The organism is Streptomyces sp. CB01580 (genome assembly GCF_001905795.1).
Classification (GTDB): domain Bacteria; phylum Actinomycetota; class Actinomycetes; order Streptomycetales; family Streptomycetaceae; genus Streptomyces.
The window spans coordinates 76,459-92,424 of the sequence record NZ_LIXJ01000025.1; the positions used below are offsets into that span (position 1 = coordinate 76,459).

7 protein-coding genes and 1 tRNA gene are annotated in these 15,966 nt (G+C 70.1%); 1 reads left to right on the forward strand and 7 read right to left on the reverse strand.

Going from position 1 to position 15,966, the window contains the following annotated elements; translation table 11 throughout:
- Positions 1-38: 38 nt before the first annotated feature.
- From AMK22_RS28775 to AMK22_RS28790, 4 genes are all read right to left on the reverse strand, one after another.
- On the reverse strand, positions 39-842 hold the full coding sequence (locus tag AMK22_RS28775; RefSeq protein WP_073789785.1) for a helix-turn-helix domain-containing protein: 804 nt from the start codon (positions 840-842) through the stop codon (positions 39-41).
- Positions 843-1,046: 204 nt separating this feature from the next.
- Positions 1,047-3,857, reverse strand: a complete 2,811-nt coding sequence (locus tag AMK22_RS28780) for a DNA translocase FtsK (protein WP_073789810.1) — start codon at positions 3,855-3,857, stop codon at positions 1,047-1,049.
- A 382-nt stretch (positions 3,858-4,239) separates the two neighbouring features.
- Positions 4,240-4,917, reverse strand: a complete 678-nt coding sequence (locus AMK22_RS28785; RefSeq protein ID WP_073789787.1) for a response regulator — start codon at positions 4,915-4,917, stop codon at positions 4,240-4,242.
- A 241-nt stretch (positions 4,918-5,158) separates the two neighbouring features.
- Positions 5,159-10,615, reverse strand: coding sequence for a HAMP domain-containing protein (locus tag AMK22_RS28790; protein WP_073789788.1), 5,457 nt, complete (start codon positions 10,613-10,615; stop codon positions 5,159-5,161).
- A 476-nt stretch (positions 10,616-11,091) separates the two neighbouring features.
- On the opposite strand from AMK22_RS28790, the gene AMK22_RS28795 reads away from it, so the two are divergent.
- Complete coding sequence (locus AMK22_RS28795) at positions 11,092-13,719, forward strand: SpoIIE family protein phosphatase (protein WP_199883340.1); 2,628 nt, start codon at positions 11,092-11,094, stop codon at positions 13,717-13,719.
- 84 nt (positions 13,720-13,803) lie between these two features.
- On the opposite strand, the gene AMK22_RS28800 is transcribed toward AMK22_RS28795, so the two are convergent.
- The 3 genes from AMK22_RS28800 to AMK22_RS28810 form a co-directional block, all read right to left on the reverse strand.
- Positions 13,804-14,979, reverse strand: a complete 1,176-nt coding sequence (locus tag AMK22_RS28800) for an RNA polymerase sigma factor (RefSeq protein WP_073789792.1) — start codon at positions 14,977-14,979, stop codon at positions 13,804-13,806.
- Positions 14,980-14,986: 7 nt separating this feature from the next.
- The gene (locus AMK22_RS28805) at positions 14,987-15,394 is read right to left on the reverse strand and encodes a YciI family protein (protein WP_073789794.1); all 408 of its coding nucleotides are present in this window, start codon (positions 15,392-15,394) and stop codon (positions 14,987-14,989) included.
- A 222-nt stretch (positions 15,395-15,616) separates the two neighbouring features.
- Positions 15,617-15,689 (reverse strand) — tRNA-Thr (locus AMK22_RS28810).
- Positions 15,690-15,966: the final 277 nt, after the last annotated feature.

Consider the following 15,966-nt stretch of genomic DNA (forward strand, 5'->3'; position numbering starts at 1 on the left):
GCACCCGCCGCCTCCGTGGAGCCGTCCGGGGCCGTACGTCAGCCGACCGCCGGGTCGCCCTTCGTGTACGAGAGCCGCTCGACCTGGCCGGGCTGGAACTTGTCCTCGACCTTCTTGCCGTTCACGTAGAGCTCGATGGACCCGGCGTCACCGAGGACGAGGTCGACCCGCTCCTGATCCTGGAAGGTCTTGGACTGGCCCTGGAGCAGCAGGCCGTCGAAGAGCAGCCGCCCGTTGTGGTCCTTGGCGGAGATCCAGCTCTTGCCCTGGCTGGCGCTGAGCTTCACCGTCACCTTGTCCCGGGGGGCCGCGGCGATGGCGCTGTCGGAGGTCTCCGGCCTGGGGGCCGCGGACTTGCCGGCCTTGGGCCGGGGGCTCTCCGTGTTGGCGGTCGCACCCTCCGCGACCTGCGTGGTCGTGGGTCCGTCGTTGTTGCCGTCCTTGACGACCGTGAAGCCGACGAAGCCGACCACGACGACGATCGCCGCCACCATGGCGGCCGTCCAGTTGGGGCGGCGGGGTTCGGACCGGATGCGCTCGGCCTCGAACAGCGGGGCCGCTGACGTGGGTGCCGGGCGGCCGCCGTGCTCGTCGTCGTACTGCGCGACCAGTGGTTCCGGATCGATGTGGACGGCGCGTGCCAGCGCGCGGATGTGACCGCGCGCGTACACGTCGCCGCCGCAGCGGGAGAAGTCGTCCTCTTCGATCGCGTGCACGATGGGGATGCGCACCCGCGTGGACGTACTGATTTCTTCGACCGTGAGACCTGCGGCGATACGAGCCTGCTGAAGCACTCGACCGATCGAAGGCCGGTCGTCTTCGGGAGAGTTGCCGATGGACACGGGGGCGCCTTTCGAGCGTGAGCCACCTGCTGGATGTTCAGTCTAGGGGGGGTACGAAAGAGTGGAGCAACCGGGAGGAAGGACTTTGTACGCCATCGGACTCGCACGCGGTCCGACGCGCCGGGCCGCCCCGGGGAGAACCATCCTGCCGCCCCTCCCCTCAACTTGACGTACGACCCGGCGAAACGGTTGCCCGTACTTCACCTACGAGGCGGGTTCCCCGCGGATCAGCGCCAACACCCCGTCCAGCTCGTCGGGTTTCACCAGGACGTCCCGGGCCTTGGAACCCTCGCTCGGTCCCACGATGTTCCGCGACTCCATCAGATCCATGAGCCGGCCCGCCTTGGCGAAGCCGACCCTCAGCTTGCGCTGGAGCATCGAGGTGGACCCGAACTGGGTGGACACGACCAGCTCGGCGGCCTGGCAGAGCAGGTCCAGGTCGTCGCCGATGTCCTCGTCGATCTCCTTCTTCTTGCCCGTGCCGACCACCACGTCCTCGCGGAAGACCGGCGTCATCTGATCCTTGCAGTGCCGGACGACGGCAGCGACCTCGTCCTCGGTGACGAAGGCCCCCTGCATCCGGGTGGGCTTGTTGGCCCCCATCGGCAGGAACAGCCCGTCGCCCTTCCCGATGAGCTTCTCGGCACCGGGCTGGTCGAGGATGACGCGGCTGTCGGCCAGCGACGACGTCGCGAAGGCGAGCCGTGAGGGCACGTTCGCCTTGATCAGACCCGTGACGACGTCGACCGAGGGCCGCTGGGTGGCGAGCACCAGATGGATCCCCGCGGCGCGGGCCAGTTGGGTGATGCGGACGATGGCATCCTCCACGTCGCGCGGGGCGACCATCATCAGGTCGGCGAGCTCGTCGACGATCACCAGCAGGTACGGGTACGGCGAGAGCTCGCGCTCACTGCCCTCCGGCGGCTTGACCTTGCCGTCGCGCACGGCCCGGTTGAAGTCGTCGATGTGCCGGTAGCCGAAGGCGGCGAGGTCGTCGTACCGGAGGTCCATCTCCCGCACGACCCACTGGAGGGCCTCGGCGGCCCGCTTGGGGTTGGTGATGATCGGCGTGATCAGGTGCGGGATGCCCTCGTACGCGGTCAGCTCGACGCGCTTGGGGTCGACCAGCACCATGCGGACGTCCTCCGGGGTCGCCCGCACCATGATCGAGGTGATCAGACAGTTGATGCAGGACGACTTGCCGGACCCGGTGGCACCGGCCACCAGCACGTGCGGCATCTTCGCCAGGTTGGCCATCACATAGCCGCCCTCGACGTCCTTGCCGAGCGCGACCAGCATCGGGTGGTCGTCCTCGGCGGCGTCGGCGAGGCGCAGCACGTCGCCGAGGTTGACCATCTCGCGGTCGCTGTTGGGGATCTCGATGCCCACCGCCGACTTCCCCGGGATCGGGGAGATGATCCGGACGTCCGGGCTGGCGACGGCGTACGCGATGTTCTTGGCGAGGGCGGTGATCCGCTCGACCTTCACGGCGGGACCGAGCTCCACCTCGTAGCGGGTGACCGTCGGGCCCCGGGTGAAGCCGGTGACCGCGGCGTCGACCTTGAACTCGGTGAAGACGTTCGTCAGGGCCGCGACGATCGCGTCGTTGGCGGCGCTGCGGGTCTTGCCGGGCCCGCCGCGTTCCAGCAGGTCGAGCGAGGGCAGCGCGTAGGTGATGTCCCCGGACAGCTGGAGCTGTTCGGCGCGGGCCGGCAGCGGTTCGGACTGCGACCGGTCGGGCGCGGGCTTCGTCAGGTCGGGCACGCTGCCCGACGACACCGGGGACTTCGCCTGCTTCCCCCCCCCGGCAGCGGGCTCGCTCTCCCGGGCGCCCGGGGCCGGCGGCGCCGGGCGTTCGCGGTCGACGGAGACGCCCTGGGTGAGGTCGGCGACGATCGGCGAGGGCGGCATGCCGTTGAGCACGGCCCCGTCGAGCGCGGCGGCGGCCGCCGCGGCGACGTCCACCGCGTCCATGGTGCGGTTCGTCGCGGGCTGTGCGGAGGGCCTGCGGGGGCCGCGGCGCCGGGAGAGCGCCTCGACCTCCGCCTGTTCGGGGTCGTACTCCCCGGAGGTCTCCGAACGGCGTGCGGAGGAACGTCGGGAGCGGGCGGGCAGGGCCTCGCGCCACTGCTCCTCGTAGCGCTCGTCGTCGTTCTCCTCGTCGTCCGCGGGATCGTACGGCGGATCCAGGACGCCCAGCTTGGTGCCGAGCAGGCGCAGCCGTTGCGGAATGGCGTTGACCGGGGTGGCGGTGACGACGAGCAGCCCGAAGACGGTGAGAAGGAGCAGCAGTGGTACGGCGAGGACCTCGCCCATGGTGTAGATCAACGGCTTGGAGGCGGCCCAGCCGATCAGCCCACCCGCGTCCTGCATCGCCGTCGTGCCGTCGTTCCGGCCGGGCGATCCGCACGCGATGTGGACCTGTCCCAGCACACCGACGACCAGGGCGGAGAGTCCGATGACGATGCGGCCGTTGGCCTCGGGCCGCTCCGGGTGGCGGATCAGCCGGACGGCGATGGTGCCGAGCAGTATCGGCACGAGCAGATCGAGCCGCCCGAAGGCCCCGGTGACGAGCATCTCGACGAGGTCGCCGACGGGACCGCGCAGGTTGGACCAGGTGCCCGCGGCGACGACGAGCGCCAGGCCGAGCAGGAGCAGAGCGATGCCGTCCTTGCGGTGCGCGGGATCGAGTCCCTTGGCGCCGCGTCCTATGCCGCGGAACATCGCGCCGACGGCGTGCGCGGCACCGAGCCAGACGGCGCGCGCCAGGCGGTACACGCCGCTGGTGGGCGACGGCGCCGGGCGCGGTGCGGCCGGCCTCCTCGCCGCCTTCTTGGCGGGCGCCTTCTTCGCAGGCGCGTTCTTCGAGGGCGCGCTCTTCTTCGCTGCGGGCTTCCTGGCGGGCGCGGCTTTCTTGGCCGGCGCGGCCTTCTTGACGGGCCCCGCGGTACGGCCGACGCGCTTCGCGGTGCCCGCCGTGCCCTGGGAACCCTTGCCGGACGTACGTGAGGCCATGATGCCGAGGTTACCGGTGCCGACGGCGGTGAACACGTGCCCCTGCCGCTTCACCCGACCGTGTCGCCGGTCGGGGGCCGGAAACTGACATGTCCTCACGCCTCCGCGCGACGGGGCGCGCCTGGTGACGGGGCGTCGGGCGGGCGGAAGGGAGAGGCGGTTGGACGAACGTCCGGACCATCGCCCGCGCCCTGGCCGGGAATCGATCCCCGCCCGGCTTCCAAGGAGCCGCGCGTCCGGACGTCGGCCCCCGCATGTGCGCGTACCGCGCCGTACGCCGCCGGGTCCCGGCGCGGCGGCAAAACCGCACCCAGCCCGAACGTGTGAACGCGCCTGCCCTGCGACGTGGGCATGCTTCCCACGGCCCGTCGGGGCCGGACCGCTACGAGGGAAGGGCGGCCGTTCCGCTGCCGGTGCCCGGCTCCAGCGCGTCGAGCGCCCGGCGCAGACCGGTCAGTTTGCGTTCCAGATGGGCGGCGGTGGCCACGGCCGCAGCGTCCGCCGACTCGTCGTCGAGCTGCTTGGAGAGCGCTTCGGCCTGCTCCTCCACGGCGGCGAGCCGTGCCGAGAGCTCGGCCAGCAGTCCGGCGGGCTCCCCGTCCTGGCCGGCGCCTCCCTCTGCGTCGCCCTCCAGTTGGAGCCGCAGCAGCGCCGCCTGCTCGCGCAGCTTGCAGTTCTTCGTGTACAGCTCGACGAAGACCGAGACCTTCGCCCGGAGCACCCACGGGTCGAACGGCTTCGAGATGTAGTCCACCGCGCCCGCCGCGTAGCCCCTGAAGGTGTGATGCGGTCCGTGATTGATCGCGGTGAGGAAGATGATCGGGATGTCCCGGGTCCGTTCCCGCCGCTTGATGTGCGCCGCGGTTTCGAAACCGTCCATCCCCGGCATCTGGACGTCCAGCAGAATGACCGCGAAGTCGTCCGTGAGCAGCGCTTTGAGCGCTTCCTCCCCTGACGATGCCCGTACCAGTGTCTGATCGAGCGCAGAGAGGATGGCCTCCAGCGCCAGCAGATTCTCCGGCCGGTCATCGACCAGGAGGATCTTGGCCTTCTGCACCATGGCCCGTCCTCCTCGCCCCGGAATTGCACCGGGGGCCGCCCCAGGGGACGACTCCCTTACGCCGTCCGTCCTTGTGCCGGTCATGGTAGCCGCACCCTGCCCGTCACCACACCCTGTCACCGCGATGTCACTGTGCACACAGCGAAAACGCGGCGGGCGGCGGGAAGGTTCCCGCCGTGCCCCTCCCCGCGCCACGAGCAGAGTCGATCTTGAAATCGCGGCAATTCACTCTGCTCGGTGATCACTCTCCGCGCATCCACTGCTCCATTACGGAAAGGAGATGATCAGGATCAACCGGCTTGGTGACATAGTCGGAAGCACCGGATTCGATCGCCTTTTCCCGGTCGCCCTTCATCGCCTTCGCGGTCAGCGCGACGATCGGCAGCCCGGCGAACTGCGGCATCCGGCGGATCGCCGCCGTCGTGGCATAGCCGTCCATCTCCGGCATCATGATGTCCATCAGCACGACCGTCACATCATCGTGCTGCTCCAGGACTTCGATGCCGACACGGCCGTTCTCGGCGTACAGCACCGACAGGCCGTACTGCTCCAGCACGCTGGTGAGCGCGAAGACGTTGCGGATGTCGTCGTCGACGATCAGCACCTTCTCTCCGTGGAACCGGAACGTCCTGCGGACCTCCGCCTCCTCCTGGACGCCGGGAGCCCACGACTCCTGCCCGGCGGCCGCGGCCGGGGTGCGGGACGGCAGCGCGGGCTGCTGCCCCGCACCCCCCAGCGCCTTGCGACGGTGCCGGACCGGTCCGGCGGCCCCCGGAGCGGCCTGGACACCGCCAAAACCGGCCGGATCGTGCTCAGCGGTCATCGGCTCGGCACCCGGTGCGCCCTCCGCGAGCGGCATCTCCTCGGCCGCCGCTCCCTGCGCCTCGGCGTCCTCCGGACCGTTCTGCGGGAAGCCCTGCGGCGGCAACTCGCTCGGGTGCAGCGGCAGGTACAGCGTGAACGTCGAGCCGCGGCCCGGCTCGCTCGCCGCGTGGATCTCGCCGCCCAGCAGCCGGGCGATCTCCCGGCTGATGGACAGCCCCAGCCCCGTGCCGCCGTACTTGCGGCTGGTCGTGCCGTCCGCCTGCTTGAACGCCTCGAAGATCACCAGCATCTTGCTCGCCGCGATCCCGATGCCGGTGTCGGTGACCGAGAAGGCGATCAGGTCGGCATCGGCATCGCGCAGCGAACCGGCCTCCAGCAGCTGCTCGCGGATGGCGTGCGGCACGTCGTCGGCGGCGAGCCGGATGACCAGTTCGACCGCCCCGCTGTCGGTGAACTTCACCGCGTTGGAAAGGAGGTTGCGCAGCACCTGGAGCAGGCGCTGTTCGTCCGTGTGCAGCGTCGCGGGCAGTTCCGGGGAGACCCGTACGGAGAAATCGAGCCCCTTCTCCGCGGTGAGCGGCCGGAACGTCGCCTCCACGTAGTCGACCAGCTGGACCAGGGCGATCCGGGTCGGGCTGACGTCCATCTTGCCCGCCTCGACCTTCGTGAGATCGAGGATGTCGTTGATCAGCTGAAGCAGATCGGAACCGGCTCCGTGGATCGTCTCGGCGAACTCCACCTGCTTCGGCGAGAGATTGCCCTCCGCGTTGTCCGCCAGCAACTTGGCGAGAATGAGCAGCGAGTTGAGCGGAGTGCGCAGCTCGTGCGACATGTTCGCCAGGAACTCGGACTTGTAGCGCATGGAGACCGCCAGCTGTTCGGCACGTTCCTCCAGGACCTGCCGGGCATCCTCGATCTCGGTGTTCTTGACCTCGATGTCGCGGTTCTGCCGGGCCAACAGCTCGGCCTTTTCCTCCAGTTCGGTATTGGACGCTTCAAGGGCCTCCTGCCGGTTCTCCAACTCCTTGGAACGGTCCCGCAATTGCTGGGCCAGTTCCTGCGACTGCTCGAGGAGCTTCTCGGTCTTCGTATTGACGCTGATGGTGTTGACGCTCGTCGCGATCATTTCGGCGAGCTGGTTCAGGAAGTCCCGCTGGATCTGTGTGAACGGCTGGAACGAGGCCAGCTCGATCACGCCGAGAACCTTGCCCTCGAAAAGCACCGGCAGCACGATCACATGCGCGGGAGGTGCCTCGCCGAGCCCGGAGGCGATCTTCAGATACCCCGGCGGAACGTTGTCCACCTGAATGGTCCGCTTCTCCTCCGCCGCCGTCCCGATCAGCGTCTCACCGGGACGGAAGGAGGTCGGCATCGTCCCGGCCGAGTACCCGTAGCTGCCTCTCATGCGCAGCTCGTACGAACCGTCCTGGTCGCCGTCCACCCCCACCGTGCCGGTGTCCCCGGTCGGCATGGCCAGGAAGAACGCGCCGTGCTGCGCGGAGACCACCGGCGTCAGCTCGCTCATGATCAGCGAGGCCACGTCGTCCAGATCGCGCCGGCCCTGCATCAGGCCGGAGATCCGCGCGAGGTTGCCCTTGAGCCAGTCCTGTTCCTTGTTGGTGGCCGTGGTGTCGCGCAGGTTGGCGATCATCGTGTTGATGTTGTCCTGCAGCGCCTGGATCTCACCGGCCGCGTCCACGTCGACCTTGAGGTTGAGATCGCCCCGGGTCACGGCGGTGGCGACCGCCGCGATGGCCCGGACCTGGCGGGTGAGGTTTCCGGCCATCTCATTCACCGACTCGGTGAGATCGCGCCAGGTGCCGTCGACGTCCCGGACGCGTGCCTGACCGCCCAGCTGGCCCTCCGTGCCCACCTCGCGGGCCACCCTGGTCACCTGCTCGGCGAACGAGGACAGCTGGTCGACCATCGTGTTGATGGTGTCCTTGAGCTCCAGGATCTCGCCGCGGGCGTCGATGTCGATCTTCTTCGTGAGGTCGCCCTTGGCGATGGCCGTGGTCACCGCGGCGATCTGGCGCACCTGGCCGGTCAGGTTGGACGCCATCGAGTTCACGGACTCGGTGAGGTCCTTCCACGTACCGGACACCCCCGGCACGCGTGCCTGGCCACCCAGTTCGCCCTCCGTGCCCACCTCGCGGGCCACCCGCGTCACCTCGTCGGCGAACGAGGACAGCGTCGTCACCATGGTGTTGACGGTGTCGGCGAGTTCGGCGACCTCGCCCCGCGCCTCCACGGTGACCTTCTTCGTCAGGTCCCCGTTGGCGACCGCGGACGACACCCGGGAGATGTTCCGCACCTGGCTGGTCAGATTGTTGGCCATCAGGTTGACGTTGTCGCTGAGGTCCTTCCAGATGCCGGTGGCACCGCGCACCCGCGCCTGCCCGCCGAGGATGCCCTCCGTGCCCACTTCACGGGCCACCCGGGTCACCTCGTCGGCGAAGTTGAGCAGCTGGTCGACCATGGTGTTGACGGTCGTGACCAGTTCGAGGATCTCGCCCTTGGCGTCGACCGTGATCTTCTTGGAGAGGTCGCCGTTGGCGACCGCGGTGGTGACCTCGGCGATGTTGCGGACCTGGAGGGTCAGGTTGTTCGCCATGCCGTTGACGGACTGAGTGAGGTCCTTCCACGTACCGGACACGCCCTGCACCTCGGCCTGCCCGCCGAGGATGCCCTCCGTGCCCACCTCGCGGGCGACCCGCGTCACCTGCTCGGCGAAGTTCGAGAGCTGGTCCACCATCGTGTTCAGGGTGTTCTTCAGCTCGAGGATCTCGCCTCGCGCGTCCACGTCGATCTTCTGCGACAGGTCGCCCCGCGCCACCGCCGTGGCAACCTGGGCGATGCTGCGGACCTGGTCGGTGAGATTGCCGGCCATGCCGTTCACCGAGTCGGTCAGATCACGCCACACACCGGCCACCCCGGGCACCTGGGCCTGCCCGCCGAGCCGCCCGTCCGTGCCCACCTCGCGGGCCACCCTGGTCACCTGGTCGGCGAAGGCAGAGAGCTGGTCGACCATCGTGTTGATGGTGTTCTTCAGCTCCAGGATCTCGCCTCGCGCGTCCACGTCGATCTTCTGCGACAGGTCGCCCCGCGCCACCGCCGTCGTCACCTGGGCGATCTCACGGACCTGGGACGTCAGATTCCCGGCCATGAAGTTGACGGAGTCCGTGAGCTCCTTCCAGGTGCCGGAGACGCCGTCGACCCGCGCCTGACCGCCCAGCCGGCCCTCCGTGCCCACGTCCCGCGCCATCCGCGTGACCTGGTCGGCGAAGGACGAGAGCTGCGCCACCATCGTGTTGACGGTGTTCTTCAGCTCCAGCATCTCGCCCGCGACGTCGACCGTGACCTTCTGCGACAGGTCCCCGTTCGCGACCGCGGTCGTCACCTGCGCGATGTCGCGCACCTGACCCGTCAGGTTCCGGAAGGCGGTGTTCACCGAATCGGTGAGGTCCTTCCACGTGCCCGCCGCACCCGGCACCTCGGCCTGGCCGCCCAGCCGGCCCTCGACGCCGACCTCCCGCGCCACCCGCGTCACTTCCGAACCAAAGGACTGCAGCTGGTCGACCATCGTGTTGACGGTGTTCTTCAGCTCCAGCATCTCGCCGGCCACGTCGACCGTGACCTTCTGCGACAGGTCGCCGCTGGCCACCGCCGTGGTCACCTGCGCGATGTCCCGCACCTGCGTCGTCAGATTGCGGAAGACCGTGTTCACCGAATCGGTGAGGTCCTTCCAGGTCCCGGCGGCTCCCGGCACCTGCGCCTGCCCGCCGAGCAGCCCCTCGCCGCCGATCTCGCTCGCCACCCGCGTCACTTCGTCCGCGAAGGTCCGCAGTGTCTCGGTCATCTGGTTAATGGTCTCGGCCAGTTGCGCGACCTCGCCGCGCGCGCTCACTCTCACCTTCTGCGACAGGTCGCCGTTGGCCACGGCCATGGTCACCTCGGCGATCCCCCGCACCTGGGAAGTCAGATTCCCCGCCATCGTGTTGACGGAGTCGGTGAGGTCCTTCCACACACCGGCGACACCGGGCACCTGCGCCTGCCCGCCCAGCTCGCCCTCCGTGCCCACCTCGCGGGCGACCCGCGTCACCTCGGACGAGAACGACGACAGCTGGTCGACCATCGTGTTCACGGTGTTCTTCAGCTGGAGCATCTCGCCGGCCACGTGGACGGTGACCTTCCGCGACAGATCCCCCTTGGCGACCGCCGTCGTGACCAGGGCGATGTCCCGCACCTGGGCGGTCAGCCGGTACGCCATGGTGTTCACGGAGTCCGTGAGGTCCTTCCACGACCCGGACATCCCGCGCACCTGGGCCTGCCCGCCCAGCTTGCCCTCGGTCCCCACCTCGACCGCGACCCTGGTGACCTGCTCGGTGAACGCCGAGAGCTGGTCGACCAGGTTGTTGACCGTACGGGCGACCTTCAGGAACTCGCCGCGCAGCGGCCGTACCGCCCCGTCGGCCGTGTACGACCGCAGCTCCATCCGCTGTTCGAGATCGCCGTCGGCCACCGCCGCCAGCACCCGCCCGACCTCCGAGACCGGGCGGGCCAGATCGTCGACCAGTTCGTTGGAGGCGTCGATGGCGGCGGCCCAGGACCCCTCGCAGGCGCCCGTCTCCAGCCGCTCGGTGAGCTTCCCCTCCCGCCCGACCACGCGCCGTACCCGGGCCAGCTCCCCGGTGAGGTGGAGATTGCGGTCGGCGACCTCGTTGAACAGCGCCGCGATCTCCGCCATCACGCCGTCCCCGGAGACCGTCAGGCGCCGGCGGAAGTTCCCGTCGCGCATCGCCACCAGTCCGGCCAGCAGTCTGTTGAGCGCCGCCGCGTCGACCTCGATGGTGCCGTTGCGCTGTTTCTTCACGGACTGTCCGCCTTGTGTGCGCGTTCCTGATCCCCGCGCCGCCACGCCAGACTCCACCGTGTCCCTCCCGCAGGGGTTGACCGTTTCGCTCGGGTCCTGTCTGGGAGCTTGCCCAGATCCTCTTTGGCTCACCGCCACTGCCCACCGTCGACGGGTGACCATGCGGACGTCAAATCGTTGAAACGTACCAGGCCCGACCCGATCGGAGTGCGACCTCCACGGTTGTCGCCACGGCCCCGTCGCGAAGTCCGGACTTGTCCGCCCACTTGCCCGATCCTGGCCGTTCCTGCGCGAAGTCGGACCTCGTGTACCGGGCACCGAGACCGAGCGTCTAGCCTGGCTACTGCTGTGGCCGGGAAGATTCGCCGGACGCCATGTGCCGGTGAGCCTTCCCGGTCACAGCACGACGACAGGTCCTAGGCGAATCGAAGCGGCGAGAAACGGGCACAGGACTCGGGGAAGCGACGAGACACCACATGGGGAGTGCTGTGATCACCGCGCGCGCGGCAGCCACCTTCGACCCGGTCGGGCGCTCGGTCGCCGCGGCCCGCGCCTTCGTCCGGGACACCCTCCAGGGTTGGGGGTACACGGACGTCGTCGACGACGCGGTCGTCCTCACCAGCGAACTCGTGACGAATGCCGTGGTCCACGCCGGCACCGCCGCGGACGTGCTCTGTCTGCGCACGGAGGACGGCGTCCGGATCGAGGTCTCCGACCACTATCCGGAGCGAGAGGTCCCGCTCAGGCGCCCGGGCCCGGATCACACGGGCCCGGACCGCGAGAACGGCCGGGGACTGCTGCTCTGCGCGGCCCTGGCCTCCCGGTGGGGCGTCGAGTACTCCCCCACCCACAAGCACGTCTGGTTCCAGCTGGACCTGCCCGAGCGCCCGGTCGGCATCCGCTCCGCAGGCCCGCAGCTCCCGGTCGGCCTGCTCCCGGTCGCCGACGAACGGGTACGGGTGGCCGTCGTCCAGACCGACAGCACCGGTTGCGTCACCGCCTGGAACGAGGACGCCACGTTCCTCTTCGGCTACCCCCCGGACCAGGTCCTCGGCAAACAGCTCACCGACTTCACGGCGTGGCCGCAGACACCGGGCACCAACACCGGCATCGCCGAGGCCCTGCGGCTGTCGCACTGGGAGGGCAGCTACGGCATCCGGGGCGCCGACGGCCGCACCATTCCCGTCTACGCCTCCCACCTGCGGGTCCGCGATCCGCACGGCGATCCGTCCACCGTCTGTCTGCTGGTGCGCGACTACGAACGCGCCGTCCTCCAGTCACCGCCCCGCACCCCGGTCTCCGACGCGAACGCCGAGAACCGCAAGGCGGACCCGTTCGAGATCTTCATCGGCTCCCCGGCCCCCGACGACCTCGACGGCCTGCTCCAGCGCACGGTCGAGCGGGCACGCGACATACTCGACGCCGATTCGGCGTTCCTGCTGCTCGCCACGGACGACGAGACGGAACTGGAGGTGCGGGCCACGACGGGCCTGCCCTCCGCACGCCAGCGTTTCGCCCGCGTTCCGGTGGAGGCCGGAACGGGACGTTACGGCTCCGCCCGGATGCCCGCCGTCCACGAGGACCTGGACACGGTCCCCGGGGCCGTCCCGCTGCTCGCGGGCACGGGCATGCGCTCCGTCGTCACCGTGCCGCTCAAGGTCGAGGGGCGTCTGACGGGCTCCTTGGGCGTCGCCGCGGAGACCGCGGGCCGGTACACCAACGAGGAGGCGCTGCGTCTCCAGTTCGCCGCGGACCGCATCGCGCTGGCCGTCGAGTCGGCCCGGCTGGGCGAGCTGGAGCGGCTGCGCCGCGGTTCGCTGTCCTTCCTCGTCGAGGCCTCCGACCTGCTCGCGGGCACCCTGGACCGGGACCAGACCCTGGCGCTGATGGCACAGATGACGGTCCCCACCCTGGCCACCTGGTGCGCCGTCTACACGATCGCCGACCAGTCCTCGGACCCGTACCTCTCCTATGTGCTGCACGAGGACGAGGAACGCATCGACGGACTCAAGGCCCTGCTCTCCAGGATCGCCCCGCCGGACCCCGTGCCGACCCCCGGCGCCCGCGTCTGGCACGCCCCGTCCGAGGCGGCCCATCAGGCGGCCCTGCGCACCTCCATGCGCACGCTCGGCCTGTCCGAACCCGACGGTCCGGGCCCCGGCATCGGTACGACGCTCGCCACCGCGGCGGCGGTGGGCGGCGAGACCGTGGTCCTGCCGCTCGTCGCCCGGAACCGCGTCATCGGCATGCTCACGCTCGGAAAGCCCGCGGACGACCACTTCCGCCAGGAGAGCCTGGAACTGGCCGAGGACCTGTCCCGGCGTGCCGCGCTCGCCCTGGACAACGCCCGGCTCTACTCGGAGCGCATGGCGATCAGCCAGTCGCTCCAGCGGAGTCTGCTGCCGCCGGAACTGCCCGAGGTCCCCAATGTCGAGATCGAGGTCATCTACCGCGCGGCGGGCGAGGGCAACGAGGTCGGCGGCGACTTCTACGACGTGTTCCCCATCCGCGACGGCGCGTACGGTTTCGCCATCGGCGATGTCTGCGGTACGGGCCCGCAGGCCGCGGCCGTCACGGGCCTCGCCCGTCACGCGCTGCGCCTCCTCGCCCGCGAGGGCTTCGGCGGCCCGGCGGTCCTGGAGCGCCTCAACGCCGCGATCCTGGACGAGGGCGCCCGCAGCCGCTTCCTGACGCTCCTTTACGGCGAGCTGTGGCCCCAGGAGGACGGCAGCGCTCTCCTGAAGGTGGTCTGCGCGGGTCACCCTCTGCCGCTGCGCCTGCGCCAGGACGGCTCCGTGGAGGCCGCGGCCGAACCGCAGCCGCTGCTGGGCGTCATGGAGGACCTCGACCTGTACGAGCAGACGGTGACGCTCGCTCCGGGCGATGTCCTGCTGTGCGTGACGGACGGCGTCACGGAACGCCGTGAGGGCACCCGCATGCTCGGCGACGACGGTCTGGCCGACGTCCTCGCCACGTGTACGGGCCTGACGGCCGGCGCGGTGGCGGCACGCATCCTGCGGGCCGTCGAGCGCTTCGCCGCCGAACCGGCCTCCGACGACATGGCCATCCTCGCCATGCGCGTCCCCGAACCGCCCACCGCCTGAACACAGTCCACGGTCCGGGCACTTGAGCGGGCGGGTCCGGTCGGCGGGGCCGCACCCGTGCCGCGAGAGTCCGTGCGCGCCCCGTCAGCGACGCCGACGGGTGTTGAGCCGGGCGGCCTGGCGCGTCAGGTGATCGCGCTCGGCGAGGCCGGCAGCCTTGCGGGCCGCCTCGGCGTACAGACGCGCCGCCGTGGCCAGGTCTCCGTCGCGCTCATGGAGGTACGCCGCCGCCGCGGTGCGGCGGGGCAGCGAATCGTCCAGCGCCGCGAGCGCCGCCAGGCCGGCACGCGGTCCATCCGCCTCACCGACGGCCACCGCGCGGTTGAGCCGGACGACCGGACTGTCGGTCAGGCGCGCGAGCTCGTCGTACCACTCGACGATCTGCACCCAGTCGGTCTCCGCGGCGCTGGGCGCGTCGGCGTGGAGTGCCGCGATCGCGGCCTGGGCCTGGTATTCGCCCAGCCGGTCACGGGCGAGGGCCGTCCGAAGGATCCCGATGCCCTCGACGATCGTTCCGGTGTCCCACCGGCCTCGGTCCTGCTCGGCGAGCGGCACCAGGCTCCCGTCGGACGCGGTCCGGGCAGCGCGCCGGGCGTGGTGGAGCAGCATGAGGGCGAGCAGCCCCGCCACCTCGGGGTGGTCGACCTGGGCCGCGAGCTGCCGGGTGAGCCGGATGGCCTCGGCGGCGAGGTCGACGTCGCCGGAGTAGCCCTCGTTGAAGACCAAATAGAGGACGCGCAGCACGGTGGCGACGTCACCTGGCTGATCGAACCGCACGCCGGAGACGGTGCGTTTGGCCCGGCTGATGCGCTGCGCCATGGTCGCCTCGGGCACCAGGTAGGCCCGGGCGATCTGGCGGGTGGTCAGCCCGCCGACGGCGCGCAGTGTGAGCGCGACCGCGGACGACGGTGTCAGCGACGGGTGGGCGCACAGGAAATAGAGCTGGAGCGTGTCGTCCGCCGCGGGCGCGGGCCCGGGCGCCGGCTCCTCGTCGACGACGTTCTCACGCCGACGACGGGCGACGTCCGCCCGGGTCGCGTCGAGGAACCGACGCCAGGCGACGGTGACCAGCCACCCCTTCGGGTCACGGACGGGGCATCCACCGCTCGAAGAGCTTGGGGAAGAGGCGGCCGGCCAGACGCGGACCGCCTCGACCAGCGCGTCCTGTACGGCGTCCTCGGCCGCCGCGAAGTCGGCTCCGCGGCGGACGAGGATCCCGAGCACGCTCGGCGTGAGGCTCCGGAGCAGGCTCTCGTTCATCCGGAGGTCATTCCGTGATGGTGGGCGGCGCGGCCAGGAACGGCCGCACCTCCAGCCATTCGTGGATCGGCTTCCCGCCCGCTCCGGGGGCGGCCGACAGCTCCCCCGCCAGCTCGATGGCACGCTCGTAGCTGTCGACGTCGATCACCATCCAGCCGGCGATGAGGTCCTTCGTCTCGGCGAACGGGCCGTCGGTGACCGGCGGGCGCCCCTCGCCGTCGTACCGGACGAACGTCCCCTCGGGGGCGAGCGCCTGGCCGTCGACGAACTCGCCGGTCGCTTCGAGCCGGGCCGCGAAGTCATGCATGTACTGCACGTGGGCCGAGATCTCCTCCGGCGTCCACTGGTCCATGGGCACGTCGTTGATCGCAGCCGGGGCGCCTCGGTAGTGCTTGAGCAGCAGGTACTTGGCCATCGTGTCTCTCCTCGGTGCTGATGCGACCCATTGTGGCCGCGTTCATCAGGGAGACGGAGCCGGTCACGGGTTCTCGACATCCCTGCCCGAACTCTTTTGGCCCGCGCGGACGAACCCGGGCATGCCATGGCGGGCGGCACGTCGCGCCCCGTCCCTCGGTGAGTGAACCCGGTACCGAACATGCGAAAGGCCCTCACCGAATGGTGAGGGCCTTTCCTTCTGAGCCCCAATGCGGAATCGAACCGCAGACCTTCTCCTTACCATGGAGACGCTCTACCGACTGAGCTATTGGGGCCTGCTGCGCTGTGGCAACGATGTAATCATACCCTGAACTCAGGGGCGCTCAGAACCACTGGCCACAGAAGAATCTGACGGCTTCTCACCCCCTTCACCCTGCTGCCGGAGGCTCCTTGTCCCCCTGCCTCCAGCCCGTGCCGACTCCTCCGGCTGCGGTGCCGCAGGCCCGAGCGAGGCGGACCGAGCAGGCCGAATACTGAACCTGCCTTGAACGCGAGAAAGCCCCGCACCACAAGGGTGCGGGGCTTCCCCAAAAAAACTGTTCGGCGGCGACC